Below are 18142 nucleotides of genomic sequence, written 5' to 3'. Positions count from 1 at the left end.
AGCGTCGTCCTGTTTTTTCATTTTATTCATGTGAGCAAATGAACTTTCAGGATAGGCTGCACGTATTATAGCTATTCTACTAGAAGAGCGTATGGGCACAGATACGATCCTATTAAAAGCTCAGAAACCGCATTGAAAGGGTGAAGGGAATTGCTAACAATAAAACATTTTTCCAAGTGTTATAAGGGTGGCAAAAAGGCAGTAGACGACTTGAATTTAGTCATCGAGCCTGGCGATATCTACGGCTTTATCGGACATAACGGTGCAGGAAAAACAACAACCATCCGAGCAGTAGTCGGTGTTCTTGACTTTGAAGAAGGGGACATTGAAATTGATGGCATTTCGATTAAAAGAGATCCAGTAGCCTGCAAAGCGATTACCGCGTATATTCCTGATAACCCGGATCTATACGAGCACCTTACCGGCATACAGTACTTGAATTTTATTGGCGATCTCTTTAGCGTATCCAAGTCTGATCGTGAGTCACTCATTAAAAAATACGGCGATGACTTTCAGATTACTGCCTACTTCGGAGATTTGATCTCTTCGTATTCTCATGGCATGAAGCAGAAGCTTGCCATCATCTCTGCTCTCATCCATAGACCAAAGCTGCTAGTGCTGGATGAGCCCTTTGTGGGACTTGATCCAAAGGCTGCTCACATGTTAAAGACGATCATGGCCGATCTATGCAGTAATGGCAGTGCAATTTTCTTCTCAACCCATGTACTGGATGTGGCAGAAAAGCTCTGCAATAAGATCGCGATCATTAAAGCGGGGAAATTAATAACGCATGGCAAGACAGAAGAAGTAAAAGGGGACAACAGCCTTGAAAATGTGTTCCTGGAGTTGATCGATCATGATTAATATATGGAGATTAACGAAGATACAGCTGCTTTCTTCATTTGGCTTGAATAAAGCATTGCATACGCACGACGTTAAGGAGAGACGCAGATTACTCCTGCTGAGCATCGTTATTCTGATTAGTGTGGTCATGGTTGGAGTGGTCTCGTTCGGATACAGCTTCATGATGGCACTGACCTTTGAACAAATAGGCCGGATGGATCTCTTGCTTGCCATTATGATGGCTGTAGCTTCGGTAATCGGGTTCTTCACAACGATCTATAAGGCAAGCGGGGTATTATTTTTCTTTAAGGACTACGATTTGGTGATGTCGTTGCCTATTAAAGCCAGCCATGTTGTAGCGAGTCGTGTTCTTCAGCTTTATGTGCTGAATTTATTTTTTACTTTGATGGTGATGCTGCCGGCTGGTGTGGTTTATGCGATCAAAGTGAATCCTGAAGTGTTCTATTATCTGTTGTATCTCACGACGCTCTTATTTATTCCGTTAATACCTATCATTGCTGCAACGATCATTGGCTCACTAATTAGCTGGATCTCCTCTCGGTTCAAAGGGAGTCAGGTGATTAGCCTCATCTTAACCTTTGCAATCATCCTTGCAGTTATGTTTGGTTCGTTTCGTATGAATGGAAGTGTGCAGGTACTTTCGGATATGGGTACGCAACTGGCAGATATGATATTCAAGCTATATCCACTTACGTCCATATATGTAGATGCTGTCTGCTCGTATCAGATGGGTTCGTTTCTCTTATTTATTGTGATATCGGTTCTTGCATTTATGCTGTTTACCATTGTGCTTGGCACAAGATTTAAAGCGATATATACAGGAATAACCACCTCTCATGCCAGCAGCAAATATCAAATGAAGCCGCTAGAAGCAGCATCACCTTTTCTTGCACTTTATAGGAAGGAGCTGCGCCGATATATTAGTTCTTCCTTATATGTGCTGAATACAAGTATTGGCATGATTCTTTTGCTCGCGATGTCGATTTCCTTGCTGTTCATAAGTTCGGAGAAACTCGGACAACTGGTTGAAATCCCGCAACTTTCTACTTATCTAAGCAAACTGGCGCCAATGGTCGTTTCTATGTTTGTAACGTTAAGCTGCACAACGTCAAGTTCCATTTCACTTGAAGGCAAAAATATATGGATTTTAAAAAGCTCACCCGTCCCGAAACAAACCATACTGCTTAGCAAAATTGCAGTGAATCTTACGGTTACCATACCTATCCTGATTGTTAGTTATGTACTGCTTATGATATCCTTGCGCACGGGATGGATTGAAAGCTTGCTATTGCTTGCTATCCCCATGATTTATGCCTGTTATTCAGCGATGATGGGCGTGCTTGTCAACTTGAAATTTCCTAATCTGGAATGGACAAGTGAAGTTACGGCAATCAAACAAAGTGCATCGGTCATTGTGGCCATGCTTATAGGCTTCATCAGTCTAGTCATCCCATTTGCATTAGTTCTTCTTCTGTCCAATGTAAATGGCAATCTGATCTTGTTAGGGATTGGATTGATCATGATAGCGGTGTGCAGCGTGATTTTTAGATATATCCGGACAAAAGGGGAGCAGTTGTTTCAGATGCTTTAACCATCAGCATAAGAAGTGGGAAGGGGATTCCCTCCATAAATGCAACGCAGCTAATGCTACTGCGTTGCATTTAATTCGCTGACGTGAGCAAAATGCGAATCACATTTTCCATATGGTTCATCCAGTCCGAATCGCCGTCCCATAGTTCAAATTTTTTTAAGTATTTTTTAAGCGATAATCAAATTCAGTACTAACAATTGGATATTTTTATGATATGATATATGAATAGTCCTCAAAATGGAGGAAATCGTGATTTTTTGCTGTGAAGATGCTTTTTCCAAGTCGTTGGTGAGCATGGCGAACCAAAGCCACAACCCTTATAAGTACCTGGGTTAAGGCCTTGGTTTTTGTGTTATTCCTAGGTTTTTGTGTCATTACCTAAAATTTATCGGTTTTTTATAGCATGTAACTATCATATAATAGTAAATATCTTAATCTATTAATATTAGTGAGCCTAAACAGGCAGGAGCGCCTACATTATTTCTTTCAAATACTAGCGTGTAAGGACGGTAAACATGAGCGACAGACAAACCGAAACAGACGTTATTTTAATTGGTGCCGGAATCATGAGTGCAACTTTAGGGACAATACTGAAAGAATTAGTACCGGACTGGAAAATTACAGTGTTTGAGAAGCTAGCAAGTTCAGGAGAGGAAAGCTCTAACGAATGGAATAATGCAGGAACGGGCCATGCTGCACTGTGCGAGCTTAACTACACGGACGAAAAACCGGATGGATCGATAGATATTAGCAAAGCTGTAAAGGTTAATGAACAGTTTCAAGATTCCATGCAGTTTTGGTCTTATCTTGTACACAGCAATCTGATTCGTAATCCGCAAGACTTTATCATGCCGTTGTCCCATATGAGTTTAGTACAAGGGGAACAGAATGTAGCGTTTTTGAAAAAACGTTATGAAGCGATGTCAGCCAATCCTCTGTTTCCAGGAATGGAATTTTCCGATGACCCGAAAAAACTGATGGAATGGATTCCGCTCATTATGAAAGGCCGTGCATTGAACGAACCGATCGCGGCAACAAAAATTGACTCGGGCACGGATGTTAACTTTGGCGCTTTAACGCGCATGTTGTTCGACCATCTAAAGAGTAAAAACGTCGGTATCCATTACAAGCATAGCGTAGATGATATTAATCGTACTAGCGATGGCTTGTGGGAATTGAAAGTACGGAATGATAACGGTAAAGTCGAACGCCATACTGCAAAATTCGTCTTTATCGGCGGCGGGGGTGGCAGTCTTCCTTTGCTTCAAAAATCCGGTATTCCTGAAGGAAAACATGTTGGTGGATTCCCGATCAGTGGACTATTTATGGTGTGTAATAATCCGGAAGTGGTGGCACAGCATCATGCCAAAGTTTACGGCAAAGCTAAAGTTGGCGCACCTCCAATGTCTGTTCCGCATCTGGATACCCGATTTATCGATAATAAAAAATCGTTGCTCTTTGGACCGTTTGCCGGCTTCTCGCCAAAGTTCTTAAAAACCGGTTCCATGTTCGATTTGTTAGGTTCGGTGAAACCGAATAATGTTACAACGATGCTCGCGGCTGGTGCCAAGAACCTCTCATTGACAAAATATTTAATCCAGCAAGTGATGCTATCAAAAGAAAAGCGGATGGAAGAGCTGCGAGAATTCATCCCGAACGCAAAAAGCGAGGATTGGGATTTGCTAGTCGCAGGCCAGCGTGTGCAAATTATTAAAGATACGGCTGCCGGCAAAGGAACGCTTCAATTTGGTACGGAAGTGATTAGTGCCGAAGATGGCTCGATCGCTGCATTGCTCGGCGCTTCTCCGGGTGCTTCTACCGCCGTATCCGTCATGCTTGAAGTCATCAAAAAATGCTTCCCGCAGCATATCAAGGCGTGGGAGCCGAAAATAAAAGAAATGATTCCTTCTTATGGCGTGTCCCTGTTGAAAAACCCAGAGCTTATCCACGAAATTCATACTTCAACAGCACGGACGCTTGGTCTAAACAAAGAACTGCAGCCCGTCAGGTAGACAGCACAAAGAATACAAATCAGTTAAGCGGCCTTCGTCCTGAGTTCCATTGGATGGAAGGCCTTTTGAGTAGATAAAGGTATCTTCGCGATGAAAGGAACGAAACATGAAAGAAATATTGTTCAAGTACATGACGAGATGGACATCGCTTAACGAAGAAGAACAACAGGCGATCGTTGAAGATATCCTGATTGAGGAATACAGAAAGGGAACAGTGCTCCTTCGACAAGGAGATGTTCCCACGAAATGTTATTTTGTGTTAAAGGGATGCGTAAGGCAGTATTCAATTAATGAAGCGGGGAAAGAGGTCACCTCCAATTTCTATACGGAGGAGCAAGCCATCGCGATTTCCAATTCTTATAAACGAGATAAGTCATCCGAGTACACATTAACGTGTCTTGAAGACGCGGTATTGGTCGTTGGCGATCTAGCGATCGAAGATGACATGTATAACAAATACGATCAATTGGAATCCATGATACGCAAGATGATCGAGGAAAAGTTCGGTCAAGTACAGGATGAATATGCTGCATTTATCGCTTCTACACCTGAAGAACGCTTCAAATCACTATTACTGAAACGGCCCCATTTAATCGATCGCGTGCCTCAACATCAATTGGCAAGTTATCTCGGCATTACCCCCGAGTCACTTAGCAGAATTAAGAAGCGAGTCCATACAGACAATCATGAAGCAAATATTTAGGCCGTTATCGAGACTTTCCCGCCTTTGAACAGCAGCCATAACCCAAAGCCCAATTCTCCTACAATCATTGGCACAGTAAATATAAATTTAAGTACGGTAATGACCCCATCGAATTGTGGGAGAAACGCGTTGCATAGGTGAATTAGTATATAGCCTGCACCAGCAATTACCAATAAGATACTAATAATTTTAGGAATGCCGTTGGATTTGACAGCCACCCCACCCACAATGAGCAAGTGCCCGCCAAAAACAATTAAACCAATCGACCACATGGATTCAAAAGCATTTAAATACAGCATGACTTGTGCTTGAAGCGAATCGGATATCGCTAAAGGGTCAGCACTGTTCGCGAGCAGCCGCACAAATAGTAAATTCAATATGGCTATTCCCAATATCGCCGTATAGGTCAGACGGAACCATGCACCGAGCAGTGAAAGGCTGTTGTTCATTGGCTTCAGGAACATATAGAATGCCCAAGTAACCACGATGTCACTCATCAGGATGATGACCCAACCGAAGATTTCAGCTTTGAAAAGCGTGCTTGATGACATGAGATTATGAAATGTGGCGCTGGCATCTCCTTGCACCACAAGACTTGCATGGACATAGCCATACGAAAAAAATGAAGCAAGTGTCATGATGATAAGCGATATACCTGCAATCAGAGCAGGTTGTCGCTGATCCGTTCGTTGTATTCCTGTGGTAACCATCCCAATAACCCCCTTGTTAATCTCATTGTAATCGGAGGGTTATAACGGTTCATTGACTTAAATCAAGGGAATTCGTATTTGGAGGTAGTGATTGAATCATCGTATTGAAGGGCCATCTCAACAGATCCGAGTGGAGGGATGAATAATGAATCATAGTCCATGTATCATTCTAGTAACCGGTATTATGGCTAGCGGTAAATCTACAGTTGCGCAACTTCTTTCCGAACATTTCGATAAATCAGTACATCTTAGGGGGGACGTATTTCGTAAAATGATTGTGAATGATCGTAAGGAGGTTCATCCGGATGCAGACAAAGATGGGCTTAACCAACTTCGACTCCGCTATCGACTGGCTGCTCAAGCTGCAGAAACATATGTAAAGGATAGTTTCACGGTCATTGTACAGGATGTAGTTGTTGGCCCTATGTTGAATGATTTCATTTCGTACATTTCATATCGTCCGTTCTATGTGGTTGTTCTTTGCCCTGATCCCGATGTCGTCGCACAAAGGGAAGCTGAACGGGCTAAGACAGGATATGGGATATGGAGCGTAGCCGCACTGAATAACGTTCTCCGGCAAGAAACACCACGTACTGGAATGTGGTTAGATTCATCAAAATTAACCGCAGAAGAAACCGTCGATGAAATATTAAAACGAATGGAGACAGAAGCTCGTGTATAGAATATCAAATCGATAGGATAATCTTGCCGTTACAGACAGCGCGGAGAACCGTACCGCAAGTATCGGCAAGTTTTGGCGACCCGCCGTAAGGACTTCGAACATATATGTCGAAGTTTTTTCTGTGTAAATTTTTCTTGAATGAAGATTGCTTCTACTCTCTAGAAGCCGCGACTTGAAAACAACGATCCAACAATCAAAGACAACGTTTGCTTGTAAACGGCATGAGCGGCTTGTACATCACCCAAATGGCCACCCATGTAGAGATGGATAACGCCGTGAAGCGACGCCCAGAAGATACGGACGACGGTTTCCGTGTCATGCGGACCGGTAATCAGTCCTTGCTCTTGCGCATTGCCGATTACCGTCAACAATTGCCGCATGGCTGTCACGGTACCGTTCATGCTCTCCTCGTCCGGCTTAAAATCCGCGAAGGCTCCTCCGAACATCAGCTTGTAATAGCTGGAGTAACGCTGTCCGAATTGCCAGAATGCCTCGCCTAAATGGAGCAGCTGCTGTGCAGGATCGTCCGTGTGCGGCGTTCCCTCGAGTTCGTTGGCGAGAAGCTTGCAACCGTCGAGATACAGCTGCTGAGCCAGCCCCTCTTTATTGACAAACAGACTATATATGATTTTGGTCGAGCAATCCACCTTCTGCGCAACTTTACGGACTGTCACGGCTTCAGGACCCTCATCGTGCAAAATCGTTGCCGCAGCATCGACGACGAGCTTACGGAGATTTTCAGTATTTTGGAGACGAGCCTCCTGATACGTTTTCAACTTCCGTGTATTTGCAGCGGAGGGACTATTTTGGTCGGTCATCGCTATCACCCTCTATTCATGCGTTTTCGATAAGAAACGAGGTTTCCGATTCATAACAGGAATTTTAAATTGTTGTCGGACCGTTGTCAATGCGACGCGGAATGCTCCGAACCAGCGATTTAAAAAATGATGTTGACATTTTAAAAAAGCGAGATTACAATGAATCCAATTAGAAACAGTGTTACCGGAATGCGCAACAACTCTTGACTCTTATGGGAGTCAGGATTTATTTTTAACGCTTCGGTAACAGTGTTTCCTGATGAAAACAATGGATTCGATGGGAGAGTTGTAATATGAACATTCAAGGAAAATGGGCGCTTGTCACGGGAGCTTCTTCCGGCATCGGAGAGCAGTTCGCCCATCAATTAGCCAAAGAGGGCGGCCACCTCGTACTCGTAGCCCGATCGAAGAACAAGCTGGAGAGCCTGGCATCGGAGCTTAGAAAGAAGCATGGCGTCAAGGTCGAGGTGATTCCTGCCGATCTTGGCAAAGAGGGTGCACCAGGCGGTTTGTATCGTCAATGTCAGCTTCTGGATTTGGAGATCGAACTGCTGGTCAACAACGCAGGCTTTGCCACGCACGGTTTATTTGAACAAGTGTCAGGCGTGCGCCAGCATGAGGAAGTCATGCTCAATGTTGCCGCTGTTGTAGATATGACGCACTTGTTCCTGCCGGAAATGCTGCGCAGAAACTCCGGCGCCGTTATCAATGTCGCTTCGACCGCCGGATTTCAACCCCTTCCCTATATGGCCGTATACGGAGCGACGAAAGCTTTCGTGTTGTCGTTTACCCAAGCTTTGTGGTGGGAAAACCGCAACAGCGGCGTCCAATTTTTCACACTTTGTCCGGGAGCGACGGACACCGCATTCTTCAGCGTCGTAGGCACGGAAGAAGCGGCCGTCGGTAAGAAAGACACGCCGGAGAGAGTCGTAGAAGTTGCCCTTCGCGCGTTAAAGGATGGGAAGCTGTATGTTGTTCCGGGTACACAGAATTATATAGGTACGCAGATCGGACGATTCATGACGAGGAAGCAGGGACTTCGGCTCGTTGGCGGCATGCTTCGCCCGCACGACGGCTCCGCGAACCATAAGAAGCCGCCCGGTCCGTCCGATCTTGCAGGATGGATAATCCAGGAGGTGCACTCATGACTCATTCGCCAAAAGTTTCAGCAAATGCTGCTGCACAAGCAAACCGTCCCAAACGTTCGCGATTGAAACGAATACGGAACGTGGGATTATCTCTGCTCGCTATAATCCTTCTTGGAATCATCATTTTCGTGGTCGTGCCCTCGCCTGTCGATCCGGTGAAATGGATCGCGCCGACAGGCCCCTCTTTTACGGAACCGGGGCCGTGGCAAGAGAACGACAAGCTCAGTCCGGCCGAACTGGTCTCGGATGCTCCTCAATTCCCAGAGTTCATTACGTTTGACAAGGAAGGCGTGCTCTATACCGGGGATTCCAACGGAATAATTTACAAGGTTGGTTTCGATGCGGAGGGCAAACCGCAGAAGGCCCAGGTGTTTGCAGACACCCATGGGACACCTAACGGGCTCAAGTTCGACGCCAACGGTAATTTGATCGTTACAGATATCAAGAAGGGACTATTGTCCATCAACCCGTCTGGGACCGTACAGGTGCTGGCTGATCATGTGGACGGCAAACCGATCTACTTGGCTAACGAGCTCGATATTGCACAGGACGGGTCCATTTATTTCTCCGACACCTCGACCTATGGCCGCGTGTTGTTCAAAGAAATGGCCGAAGGCAAGCCGCATGGGCGCTTGCTGAAGTACGATCCGGCAACCAAGCAGACGAGTGTCCTGCTGGAAGGACTCTATTTCGCGAACGGAATCGCCCTGTCCAGTAACGAAGATTATGTGCTCATTGCGGAATCTTATCGTTATCAACTGACCAGATATTGGCTGAAGGGTCCGAAGAAAGGCACATCCGACATTTTCACAGACAATCTCGCAGGTTTTCCTGACAACATTTCGCGTGACGAGCAAGGCCATTTCTGGGTTGGGATCTTCACGACGCGCCTATCTTTTGTAGATCAGATGCATGGCAACCCGTGGCTGGCTGGTCTTATGGCCAAAGTGCCGCAGGCGCTGCTTAACGGGGCAAGTGCGCCAGTAAAGCACGGGCTTGTTGCGGAGATCAGTCCGGATGGGAAAGTCATTGGAAGCTGGCACGATCCGGAAGGCAAGCTGTATGGGGTAACTACGGCAGTCAACCATAACGGATATTTATATATTGGAACCGCGCCGGGAGGCAGTAATGGTGTTCATCGGGTACCTTTGACCCAATAATATGAAGAATTGAGGCACATGAGCCATCAAATTCGGCGTGAACGCAATAGCGCCGCATTGTGGTTGGAGATCAACGCTCAGGGAATTCGCGTGACGACAATTCAGCCTGGAAGTAACTTGCCATTATAGAGATGCTCAAGTTCTGCTTGAGTTTGGGGGCTTTCCTGGTAATAGGGAAAGTCCTTATCTTCGTCTATTTGTTCTCGATCTTATGAATGAGGACATATGTCCTTTCTCGATTCCTCGACTCATTGTTAAATAAGAGAAAGCGTTGGAGATGGGGAGGGAATCAGGAGATGAAAGGCTTAATATATGCATGTCTGGGAGGTGCTTTCCTGACATTGCAGGGTGTAGCGAATGCGGTCATTGGAGAGCATATCGGGACTTGGCAGGCTGCCACGATGACTCAGGGTACAGGATTTGTAGCAGCAATGCTGCTCGTCTGGTTGGTCGGCGACAGGTCTTGGCGAAATCTCAAGCAGGTGAAGCTGGTATATCGGTTTGGCGGGGCTTTTGCAGCCTTCATCCTATTCAGTAATATAACGGCGTTTCACCAGAATGGCGCGGCATTGACCGTATCGGCTGTCCTAATCGCCCAAATTACTGTAACGTTAGTGATGGAGAAGATGGGTTGGTTCGGATCAACCTCGCTGCATCTGCGGCCTTCTCAATGGATCGGCGTAGGGTTCATGGTTATTGGCATCCTATGTTTAACATTCTAAAGATTGTAATACCTAGCATGGGAGGAATCGTTACGTATGAAAGAGATCATGGATAAGGGAAAGATCGACCATTATCTCATCCAATTTGGGTTGGAGGAAGTTTTCCCAGAACCGTTACGACAACATCTGGCCTTATATCGTTTTGAACCGGACGAAGCGCTTTGTTTGCAAGGCGAAGAACCCCAGTTTTTATTTTTGCTGGTACAAGGAAAAGTAAAAGTGTATACAACATCAACGGAAGGAAGAACATTGCTGATCAATTTTACAAATCCGCTCGGGGTCATTGGGGAAATCGAATGTCTGAGAGGTAAGGAGAATCTAAACACGGTGACGGCGGTGTCCCTGGTTGAGACGATCGGAGTCTTTAAACGCTGGGTAGAACAGAATGCATTAGAAGCATCGTTTTTACGGTTTTTACTTGACATGGTGGCCGAAAAATTTTACATGAAATCGATCTCACTGAGCTCCAATCTGCTATATCCGGTAGAGGTCAGGCTCGCTAGTTACCTCTTGTCAGTCTCATATGACGACGAGGTGGAGGCAAATCCAAGAGTAAGCATGTCGAATATGAAGGATACGGCGAACCTGATCGGCACGAGTTACCGGCATTTAAATCGGGTTCTACAAAGCTTCTGTTCTGCAGGGTTGTTGGAGCGGAGAAGAGGCAAACTCGTGGTGATAGATAGGAAGGGGCTAACCGCTGTAGCTGGTCAGAATATTTACGAAAAAGGTGAAAGGAGGAATGGAATATGATCATGGGCATTGTGTTGGCGTTAGCAGCAGGCTCTCTGATAAGTATTCAAACGATGTTTAATAACAAAGTTAACGAAGCCGTCAGCTCTCAGACGACGACAGCTCTGGTGCTGGGTATGGGATTCTTAGCATCGTTGTGTATGGGCGTGTTGTTCGAAGGAACAGAATACTTTACGCTCGGGCCTATACAGCCATGGTTCTGGTTCAGCGGCTTGCTAGGGATAGGTGTCGTGACATGCGTAGTAAGGGGAGTGAAACTGCTGGGACCCAGCAACGCGATCGCCATTGTCATGGCTTCTCAGCTTATCTGTGCTTTATGGTGGGATTCCTTAGGCTGGTTCGGGCTGGAGACCGTCCCTTTTACGTTTCAAAAAGCAATAGGGGCGATTGTGTTGATCAGTGGCCTAATTTTATTCAAGGCAAAGCCGAAAAAAGGACAAAAGATGGAATCGTCTATCCTATAGGGATGGACTTTTTTATTATAAGAAGAAGTACAGGTGAGAGAAAAAAATTTTCAGTTCGTTGTATAGAGTATAAATCATTTTACAACAAGGGGGAGGGGCTGAGCTTGAGATCCAATGAGAACAACTACATACAGCGATTACAGCGGAAAAAAGAAGATGCGCTAGAGTATATCATTGATAACTATTTGCCGCTAATCAAAGGGACAGTGGTTAAAGTCCTTTCGCCACTTGCGAACGATGGCATCATCGAGGAATGCATCAATGATATTTTCCTGACGATATGGAACAATGCGAAAAAATTCAGCGGGGAGGGAGAGGATTTCAAGAAGTGGATTTATGCTATTGCGAAGTTTAAGGCCATTGATTACTACCGCAAGAGTCGGAGGAAGTCCGATGTTCTCTCCAATTCGGATGTAGACGTGTTGGCTGAGAGGTCCGCCGAAGATGAACTGATTCGAAGAGAAGACCAGACGGAACTCATCCATTTAATTAATCAGCTGGAGACTGTAGATCGGAATATTTTCATCATGAAATACTTTTTGGGCTTGAAGACGGAGGAGATCTCAAGAAAGCTCGGGTTGACCAGAGCTTCGATCGATAATCGAGTTTATCGAGGGAAGAAGAGACTCCATTCCCAAGCGATGAATCTGAATATGGAGGGTCATGGACTATGAAGGATATCTATGAACTATTGAACGATGTGGATATCGATGACAAGGAGTTGGAGGAGATGAAGGTGAACGATTTGGAACGGGCTAGAGTCAAAAAAGCTGTGAAAGCATCCATCCAACGGAAGAAAAGAACCTGGACAAAGGGCATTGCAGCCGCCGTTATTGTTGCTGGACTATCCACTGCTGCATTAGGAGCTGCGTTCCCGGCGTATGCGAGCAATATTCCTGTGATCGGAAATATTTTTAGATTTTTGGATATTGGAATGGGGGTTTATCAGGACTACAAGGAATATTCCAGCGAGATCAACATGTCGCAGGAAAGCAACGGTATTAAGTTCACCATCAATGATGCGATTTTCGATGGCGAGACGGTGTCATTAACCTATTCGATAGACAGTAATCGAGATTTGGGAGCTGACCCGATCATCCATGGGTTCTTAGACATTAAAGACTCGGAGGGGGTGGGTAGCAGCGATAAAATTACGAAGGTAAGCCCCAATAACTACGTTGGTCTATTGACGGGAACGGCCTTCCATCGGAAAGAAAGTGATACTGTTGAGCTTACTTGGAACATAGAGGGGATAAGGATTCCAGACAGCAAAGAACAAATTAAAGGGAATTGGAATTTTGCTCTTGCACTGAAAGCGACAGAAAGCAAGACACAATTGATTTCCCGTCAGGTGGAACATGATGGTGTAGCTGTAAATATCGATAAAATATCCTTCACACCGATGTCTTTCATCGTGAATTACGACCAAGAGGTCAGCGAGAAGGTTAGAAGTAAATGGGGCGGGGTCGATGTATCACTTGAGATTAAAGATGATCTAGGGAATGTTTACGCGGGTCAAGGTAATGGAGGATCAGGGGATAACGAAGGTTATCGCATGCATTGGAGTAAAACCTTTGAGAAGTTAGACCCAAAAGCAACGAAGCTGATGATTACGCCTCATCTCTCCTTATATGAATACACGGCAGATAACCATGGTTCGGTGGAAATCACGAGGGATGGAACGAAAGAAGTCGCGATACCTCAGAAATCGGGTAAAGGGAAAGAAGAATATACATTGGAAGACATCGTGATTGATTTAAAGAAATAATGAAGCGAAGCGAGAGGGAGTAACGCACACTTCGGGTGCTCCAAGAGTAGAAATAAGGCCAGCCTATTGAGGGTGGCCATTTTCTTATAGACAGAGGATTTATCTCCCGAGAAATTATGAGTAGATATTCCCAGCGACTTTCAAATGGATGCTGGGAGAAAACATTGACAGAAAAAAACAAGGGTACTAATATAAGTTACGTAAACGTTTACCTTATCAGATAGAACATGAATATATCAATAAAATTCGATTTTTAGAGAACGTTTACGTGGAGGGTAGCTGAATGGCAGCAACGATTAAGGACATTGCGAGAGTAGCCGGCGTCTCGACCGCAACGGTATCTCGAGTAATCAACAACCTCGGCGGCTATAATGAGGAGACCGAGAAGAAAGTGAACGCTGTCGCCAAGGCATTAGGATACCGCAAGAACGAAAATGCCCGCAGCCTGGTGCAGAAATCAACCAACACGATCGGCATCATTATGCCGGATGTCACGACGTCCTTCTATGGCGATATCATTCGAGGCATCGAGGATATGTCGTATGAGCATGGATACAGCGTGATCTTAACGCATGCCGGCAGTAGCGGGTCCCGGATTCATGAGAGCTTGAATCTTATGGGAGAACGCAGGGTTGATGGGCTGATCATTGTATCGATTGAGCTGCATGATGCCGCGATAGACGCGCTAACATCGCTTGATATTCCCTTTATACTGCTCTCGACGATGACGAATCGGGAAGATATGCCATATCTGAAAGTGGACGATTACGCCGCAGCCTATACTGCCGTCGAATATCTCATTGCGAACAATCATCGCGTCATCGGCATGGCCGGGGCGAATCTGAATGATCCGATTTCCGGGGCGCCGCGAATTCATGGTTATACGCAAGCGTTGCGTGATCACGACATCAAGGTCGACTTGAACCTGATCAAGGCAGGAGACTTTAGCTTCGAATCCGGGCAAGCGGCGATGAAGTCGTTCCTCGAAGATCAAGCGCCGATGACAGCGGTGTTCTGCGCAAGCGATGAGGCCGCACTAGGGATCATCTCGACGTGCTTCGAACATGGCATTGGCATTCCCACGGACCTGTCCGTCGTCGGATACGATAATTCCAAAGTATCGCATATGTCGATTCCACCGCTTACGACAGTCGCTCAGCCTTTATACGACATGGGGCGGGAAGGCTGTTCGGAATTGATGGACGCGGTTCAACATAAAATCAAAATTGAGTCCAAAGTCATTCCGCATGAACTGGTGGTGCGCAAGTCGGTCAGGCCATTATAAATTCCTCGTCAGAGGTTTTTATTACACTTTACGTAAACGTTTACGTTGAAAGATAGAAACTACACACGAATTTCAAATGGGGAGGAATGAATTCAATGCAAGAGACAATGACGAACGAAAAAGAAGTGAAATGGTGGCAGACCGCCGTTGTCTATCAAATTTATCCGCGAAGTTTTCAAGACAGCGATGGGGACGGGATCGGTGATTTGAGAGGGATCATTAATCGGATCGACTACCTGAAGAAGCTAGGGATTACGGCGGTCTGGTTGTCGCCAGTCTACAAATCGCCGAATGATGATAATGGTTATGATATTAGCGATTACGAAGACATCATGGATGAGTTCGGTACCATGGCGGATATGGAAGAGTTGCTGGACAAAGCAAACGAGGCCGGCATCAAGATCGTTATGGATTTGGTCGTGAACCATACGTCCGATGAGCACAAATGGTTCATTGAGGCGAAGAAGAGCCGAGATAATGAGTACCGTGATTACTATATTTGGCGCGATCCGGTGAACGGGGGCGTTCCGAACGGGCTTGGTTCCATATTTAGCGGTCCAGCATGGGAATGGGATGAAGCCAGCGGCCAGTATTTCCTGCATTTATTCAGCAGACGCCAGCCGGACCTGAATTGGGAGAACCCGAAGGTTCGCCAAGAAGTCTACGATATGATGAATTTCTGGCTCGATAAAGGGGTCGGCGGTTTCCGGATGGATGTCATTGATTTGGTCGGCAAGATCCCGGATCAAGAAATTACAGGCAACGGACCGAAGTTGCATGAATATTTGCATGAAATGAACCGCAAAACATTTGGATCTCACGATGTCCTTACGGTAGGTGAAACCTGGGGAGCTACGCCGGAAATTGCGAAGCTGTATTCCGACCCGGCACGCAATGAGCTGTCCATGGTGTTCCAATTCGAGCATGTCATGCTCGATCAGCAAGAAGGCAAAGATAAATGGGATTTGAAACCTCTAAATATCGCGGAATTAAAAAGCGTGCTGGCGAAATGGCAGACATCGCTTGGCAACCAAGGCTGGAACAGCTTGTTCTGGAACAATCATGACCTGCCGCGCATCGTATCTAGATGGGGAAATGATCAGGAATTCCATGATCAGAGCGCGAAAATGTTCGCTATCCTCCTGCACATGATGAAGGGTACTCCTTATATTTATCAAGGCGAAGAGATTGGCATGACGAACTGCCCGGTCTCGAGCATTGATGAGGTCGAAGACATCGAGGCCGTGAATATGTACCATGACCGCTTGAGCAAAGGGTACGCCGTCGAAGATATTATGATTTCGATCAATGCCAAGGGACGCGATAATGCCCGCACACCGATGCAATGGGATGACAGCAGCAACGGTGGCTTCACGACTGGCAAGCCTTGGCTGCATGTCAATGCGAACTACACGAGCATTAACGTGAAGCAGAATCTCGATAATCCGGATTCGATTTTTTATACGTATCAACGGTTAATCAAGCTGCGCCAAGAGAATCCGATTGTCGTCTGGGGCGATTTTGAATTGATAGAGCATACGGTTGAGGAAGTATTCGCCTATTACCGTATCTATGAAGGAGAGAAATGGCTTGTCGCTGCGAACATGACGGGGAAGGAGAATGTTTTCGCAGCAGATGATCGAGTGACGGAGATCATTATGAGCAATTACAATCGGACCGAGATCGATGTTGCGAACTTGACCATGAAACCATACGAAGCCTTTGCAGTCAAAGTACAAGGATAAAGCAGAAGAAGCCCATATGCCATTTGTGTGGGCTTTTTGCTTGTGGGATAATAGGAGGGAAGTGAGCCCAAAATATGGGAAGTGGAGGGCGAAGAAATGAAGGATATCGATGTAAATCTGGTCACACGTTTGATCGAGGAACAATTTCCCGAATGGTCTACACTCGGGATTAGACCCGTTCAGGTGAGCGGAAATGACAATAGAACATTTCATCTAGGGGAGCGGATGAGCGTAAGATTGCCAAGCGCTGCTGGTTATGTACCTCAAGTGGAGAAAGAACAACGATGGCTTCCGATCTTAAGCAAGCAGTTATCTCTGCCGATTTCACAGCCGATTGCCATGGGACGTCCTAACGATGAATATCCTTGGCTTTGGTCCGTGAATCAATGGTTGGATGGCGAGGCATTGTCTCAGAGCATTCTGGAAGATGAAGATCTGGGTCAATTGGCTCGGGACTTGGGGGCATTCCTTCGTGAACTGCAGTCGATCGACGCTTCGAAAGGTCCTCTGGCTGGATCCCATAATTTCTATCGGGGCGGGACGCTATCGGTCTATGACGAAGAGTCACGCACGGCGATCTCGAGCAATCAAGAGGTATTCGATGCTGAGCTATTGATGGTGATATGGCATCTGGCGTTGGCATCGGAGTGGACGCGGGAACCGGTCTGGGTTCATGGTGATGTCGCTCCTGGAAATCTGTTAGTCCAGTCAGGGAAGCTCTGTGCGGTCATCGATTTTGGCATCCTAGGTGTGGGCGATCCGGCTTGCGATGCCGCGATGGCATGGACCTTCTTCGATGAAGGGAGCCGGGAGACCTTCAAGCAGGCCTTGCAGATGGACGAAGAGACATGGGATCGTGCTAGAGGATGGGCGTTGTGGAAAGCGCTAATTACGTACGACGGGAATAAAGATACGGATAAAGCGCGCGCGGAAGAAGCCTATCACGTGATTCGTACCGTCATGGACGAATACGCGTCGGCGAAAGCGAACCGCGCCTGAAGGTGATTGCCGAAGGAGTGTTTTCCGCTGCAGATCTTGCGGAACGGAGCACCTTTCCCGGTCATGGCATTGAATTACCCAGATATCGATCATACGCATGCCTTGCTCGGACTTCTATCTATCCACGGTAGAAAGGCGGGACGCTGGTGCGCAAGTCAGGAATCTATACCGGTTCCGCTGCATTTTCGTTAGCTTGAGAATGGAACGCTTTCCCTAAGGGTACTTATGATTATCTTGGAAGTCATAAGAAGAACGATTTCAACAACTCTTGAATCGGTTGCAGGGCTGCTTTGCTCTCTCCGGTATAAGAGTTTTTCTTTTCCCTATTGGTTATTAACGGAAGCAATGATTAGGCGTCGATATCGTCTTTTCTGGGTATGCTACTGAAAACAGGACTAGGAGGGGTTCCAAATGTCTCGAAGAAGGAAATATGCCGTGCCCGGCGTTGAGCGCGGAATGCAGCAATTTAAGGCGGAAGTGATGCGGCGCGAGGGGTATAACGTGAATCCAGATCGGCCGGATGATGTGAAATACGAGGTGGCCAAGGAACTCGGTGTGCCGCTTGAGCCGGGGGACAATGGGGATTTGAGCACCGGATCTGCCGGCAAGGTCGGCGGTAGAATCGGCGGATCCATGGTTCGAGAAATGATCCGACTCGCGCAGCAGGAGTTAGTGGATCGGAAAAAGGAGTAGCGATCTTGCGCATGAATGTAAAAGT

The 18142-nt window shown here is 46.3% G+C and carries 19 protein-coding genes; 17 read left to right on the top strand and 2 right to left on the bottom strand.

Features of this window, described 5'->3' with window-relative positions; all coding sequences use genetic code 11:
• Positions 1-150 precede the first annotated feature (150 nt).
• From ACFQZR_RS28290 to ACFQZR_RS28275, 4 genes are all read left to right on the top strand, one after another.
• A complete protein-coding gene (locus tag ACFQZR_RS28290) occupies positions 151-864 on the top strand; it encodes an ABC transporter ATP-binding protein (RefSeq protein WP_379351639.1) in 714 nt (237 codons plus the stop codon).
• On the top strand, positions 857-2455 hold the full coding sequence (locus ACFQZR_RS28285) for an ABC transporter permease (protein WP_379351638.1): 1599 nt from the start codon (positions 857-859) through the stop codon (positions 2453-2455). The genes ACFQZR_RS28290 and ACFQZR_RS28285 overlap by 8 nt, the downstream gene beginning before the upstream one ends.
• Before the next feature lie 515 nt (positions 2456-2970).
• Positions 2971-4467, top strand: coding sequence for a malate:quinone oxidoreductase (locus ACFQZR_RS28280; protein ID WP_379351637.1), 1497 nt, complete (start codon positions 2971-2973; stop codon positions 4465-4467).
• Positions 4468-4573: 106 nt separating this feature from the next.
• Complete coding sequence (locus ACFQZR_RS28275; RefSeq protein WP_379351636.1) at positions 4574-5170, top strand: Crp/Fnr family transcriptional regulator; 597 nt, start codon at positions 4574-4576, stop codon at positions 5168-5170.
• Here ACFQZR_RS28275 and ACFQZR_RS28270 read toward each other — a convergent pair.
• Complete coding sequence (locus ACFQZR_RS28270) at positions 5167-5880, bottom strand: DUF4386 domain-containing protein (protein ID WP_379351635.1); 714 nt, start codon at positions 5878-5880, stop codon at positions 5167-5169. The genes ACFQZR_RS28275 and ACFQZR_RS28270 overlap by 4 nt on opposite strands.
• Positions 5881-6025: 145 nt before the next feature.
• Between ACFQZR_RS28270 and ACFQZR_RS28265 the strand changes: the two genes are divergently transcribed.
• A complete protein-coding gene (locus tag ACFQZR_RS28265; RefSeq protein WP_379351634.1) occupies positions 6026-6562 on the top strand; it encodes an AAA family ATPase in 537 nt (178 codons plus the stop codon).
• A gap of 158 nt (positions 6563-6720) precedes the next feature.
• Here ACFQZR_RS28265 and ACFQZR_RS28260 read toward each other — a convergent pair whose 3' ends face one another.
• On the bottom strand, positions 6721-7380 hold the full coding sequence (locus ACFQZR_RS28260; protein WP_379351633.1) for a TetR/AcrR family transcriptional regulator: 660 nt from the start codon (positions 7378-7380) through the stop codon (positions 6721-6723).
• A gap of 293 nt (positions 7381-7673) precedes the next feature.
• On the opposite strand from ACFQZR_RS28260, the gene ACFQZR_RS28255 reads away from it, so the two are divergent.
• The 12 genes from ACFQZR_RS28255 (at position 7674) to ACFQZR_RS28200 (ending at position 18117) form a co-directional block, all read left to right on the top strand.
• Positions 7674-8528 carry an SDR family NAD(P)-dependent oxidoreductase gene (locus tag ACFQZR_RS28255; RefSeq protein WP_379351632.1) on the top strand — a complete coding sequence of 285 codons (855 nt, stop codon included), beginning with the start codon at positions 7674-7676 and terminating at the stop codon, positions 8526-8528.
• Positions 8525-9688 (top strand): SMP-30/gluconolactonase/LRE family protein, encoded by a 1164-nt coding sequence (locus tag ACFQZR_RS28250; RefSeq protein ID WP_379351631.1) that lies wholly within the window; start codon positions 8525-8527, stop codon positions 9686-9688. Before ACFQZR_RS28255 ends, ACFQZR_RS28250 begins: the two co-directional genes overlap by 4 nt.
• 296 nt (positions 9689-9984) lie before the next feature.
• Positions 9985-10410, top strand: a complete 426-nt coding sequence (locus tag ACFQZR_RS28245) for a DMT family transporter (protein ID WP_379351630.1) — start codon at positions 9985-9987, stop codon at positions 10408-10410.
• 36 nt (positions 10411-10446) lie between these two features.
• A complete protein-coding gene (locus ACFQZR_RS28240; protein WP_379351629.1) occupies positions 10447-11163 on the top strand; it encodes a Crp/Fnr family transcriptional regulator in 717 nt (238 codons plus the stop codon).
• Entirely contained in the window at positions 11160-11627 is a 468-nt protein-coding gene (locus tag ACFQZR_RS28235; RefSeq protein ID WP_379351628.1) for a DMT family transporter, read from the top strand. The genes ACFQZR_RS28240 and ACFQZR_RS28235 overlap by 4 nt, the downstream gene beginning before the upstream one ends.
• A gap of 104 nt (positions 11628-11731) precedes the next feature.
• Positions 11732-12301 carry a sigma-70 family RNA polymerase sigma factor gene (locus ACFQZR_RS28230; protein WP_379351627.1) on the top strand — a complete coding sequence of 190 codons (570 nt, stop codon included), beginning with the start codon at positions 11732-11734 and terminating at the stop codon, positions 12299-12301.
• Positions 12298-13395 carry a DUF4179 domain-containing protein gene (locus ACFQZR_RS28225; protein WP_379351626.1) on the top strand — a complete coding sequence of 366 codons (1098 nt, stop codon included), beginning with the start codon at positions 12298-12300 and terminating at the stop codon, positions 13393-13395. Before ACFQZR_RS28230 ends, ACFQZR_RS28225 begins: the two co-directional genes overlap by 4 nt.
• A 283-nt stretch (positions 13396-13678) precedes the next feature.
• On the top strand, positions 13679-14680 hold the full coding sequence (locus ACFQZR_RS28220) for a LacI family DNA-binding transcriptional regulator (protein ID WP_379351625.1): 1002 nt from the start codon (positions 13679-13681) through the stop codon (positions 14678-14680).
• Between the two features lie 95 nt (positions 14681-14775).
• The gene (locus ACFQZR_RS28215) at positions 14776-16425 is read left to right on the top strand and encodes a glycoside hydrolase family 13 protein (RefSeq protein WP_379351624.1); all 1650 of its coding nucleotides are present in this window, start codon (positions 14776-14778) and stop codon (positions 16423-16425) included.
• Between the two features lie 96 nt (positions 16426-16521).
• On the top strand, positions 16522-17424 hold the full coding sequence (locus tag ACFQZR_RS28210; RefSeq protein ID WP_379351623.1) for an aminoglycoside phosphotransferase family protein: 903 nt from the start codon (positions 16522-16524) through the stop codon (positions 17422-17424).
• Between the two features lie 36 nt (positions 17425-17460).
• Positions 17461-17616 (top strand): hypothetical protein, encoded by a 156-nt coding sequence (locus ACFQZR_RS28205; RefSeq protein ID WP_379351622.1) that lies wholly within the window; start codon positions 17461-17463, stop codon positions 17614-17616.
• Positions 17617-17835: 219 nt separating this feature from the next.
• Positions 17836-18117, top strand: a complete 282-nt coding sequence (locus ACFQZR_RS28200) for an alpha/beta-type small acid-soluble spore protein (protein ID WP_018754323.1) — start codon at positions 17836-17838, stop codon at positions 18115-18117.
• Positions 18118-18142 lie beyond the last annotated feature (25 nt).

Source organism: Paenibacillus sp. GCM10027629 (genome assembly GCF_042676425.1).
In the GTDB taxonomy this organism is placed as follows: Bacteria; Bacillota; Bacilli; order Paenibacillales; family Paenibacillaceae; genus Paenibacillus_K; species Paenibacillus_K terrigena.
The sequence above is the reverse complement of the archived record's forward strand: the minus strand, read 5'-3'. Positions and strand labels throughout refer to the sequence as shown.

Coding starts and splice junctions, on each gene's coding strand:
- ACFQZR_RS28260 (WP_379351633.1), bottom strand. CDS start 7,380: ATGACCGACCAAAATAGTCCCTCCGCTGCAAATACACGGAAGTTGAAA.
- ACFQZR_RS28210 (WP_379351623.1), top strand. CDS start 16,522: ATGAAGGATATCGATGTAAATCTGGTCACACGTTTGATCGAGGAACAA.
- ACFQZR_RS28270 (WP_379351635.1), bottom strand. CDS start 5,880: ATGGTTACCACAGGAATACAACGAACGGATCAGCGACAACCTGCTCTG.
- ACFQZR_RS28215 (WP_379351624.1), top strand. CDS start 14,776: ATGCAAGAGACAATGACGAACGAAAAAGAAGTGAAATGGTGGCAGACC.
- ACFQZR_RS28275 (WP_379351636.1), top strand. CDS start 4,574: ATGAAAGAAATATTGTTCAAGTACATGACGAGATGGACATCGCTTAAC.
- ACFQZR_RS28255 (WP_379351632.1), top strand. CDS start 7,674: ATGAACATTCAAGGAAAATGGGCGCTTGTCACGGGAGCTTCTTCCGGC.
- ACFQZR_RS28220 (WP_379351625.1), top strand. CDS start 13,679: ATGGCAGCAACGATTAAGGACATTGCGAGAGTAGCCGGCGTCTCGACC.
- ACFQZR_RS28240 (WP_379351629.1), top strand. CDS start 10,447: ATGAAAGAGATCATGGATAAGGGAAAGATCGACCATTATCTCATCCAA.
- ACFQZR_RS28200 (WP_018754323.1), top strand. CDS start 17,836: ATGTCTCGAAGAAGGAAATATGCCGTGCCCGGCGTTGAGCGCGGAATG.
- ACFQZR_RS28265 (WP_379351634.1), top strand. CDS start 6,026: ATGAATCATAGTCCATGTATCATTCTAGTAACCGGTATTATGGCTAGC.
- ACFQZR_RS28245 (WP_379351630.1), top strand. CDS start 9,985: ATGAAAGGCTTAATATATGCATGTCTGGGAGGTGCTTTCCTGACATTG.
- ACFQZR_RS28235 (WP_379351628.1), top strand. CDS start 11,160: ATGATCATGGGCATTGTGTTGGCGTTAGCAGCAGGCTCTCTGATAAGT.
- ACFQZR_RS28280 (WP_379351637.1), top strand. CDS start 2,971: ATGAGCGACAGACAAACCGAAACAGACGTTATTTTAATTGGTGCCGGA.
- ACFQZR_RS28285 (WP_379351638.1), top strand. CDS start 857: ATGATTAATATATGGAGATTAACGAAGATACAGCTGCTTTCTTCATTT.
- ACFQZR_RS28225 (WP_379351626.1), top strand. CDS start 12,298: ATGAAGGATATCTATGAACTATTGAACGATGTGGATATCGATGACAAG.
- ACFQZR_RS28250 (WP_379351631.1), top strand. CDS start 8,525: ATGACTCATTCGCCAAAAGTTTCAGCAAATGCTGCTGCACAAGCAAAC.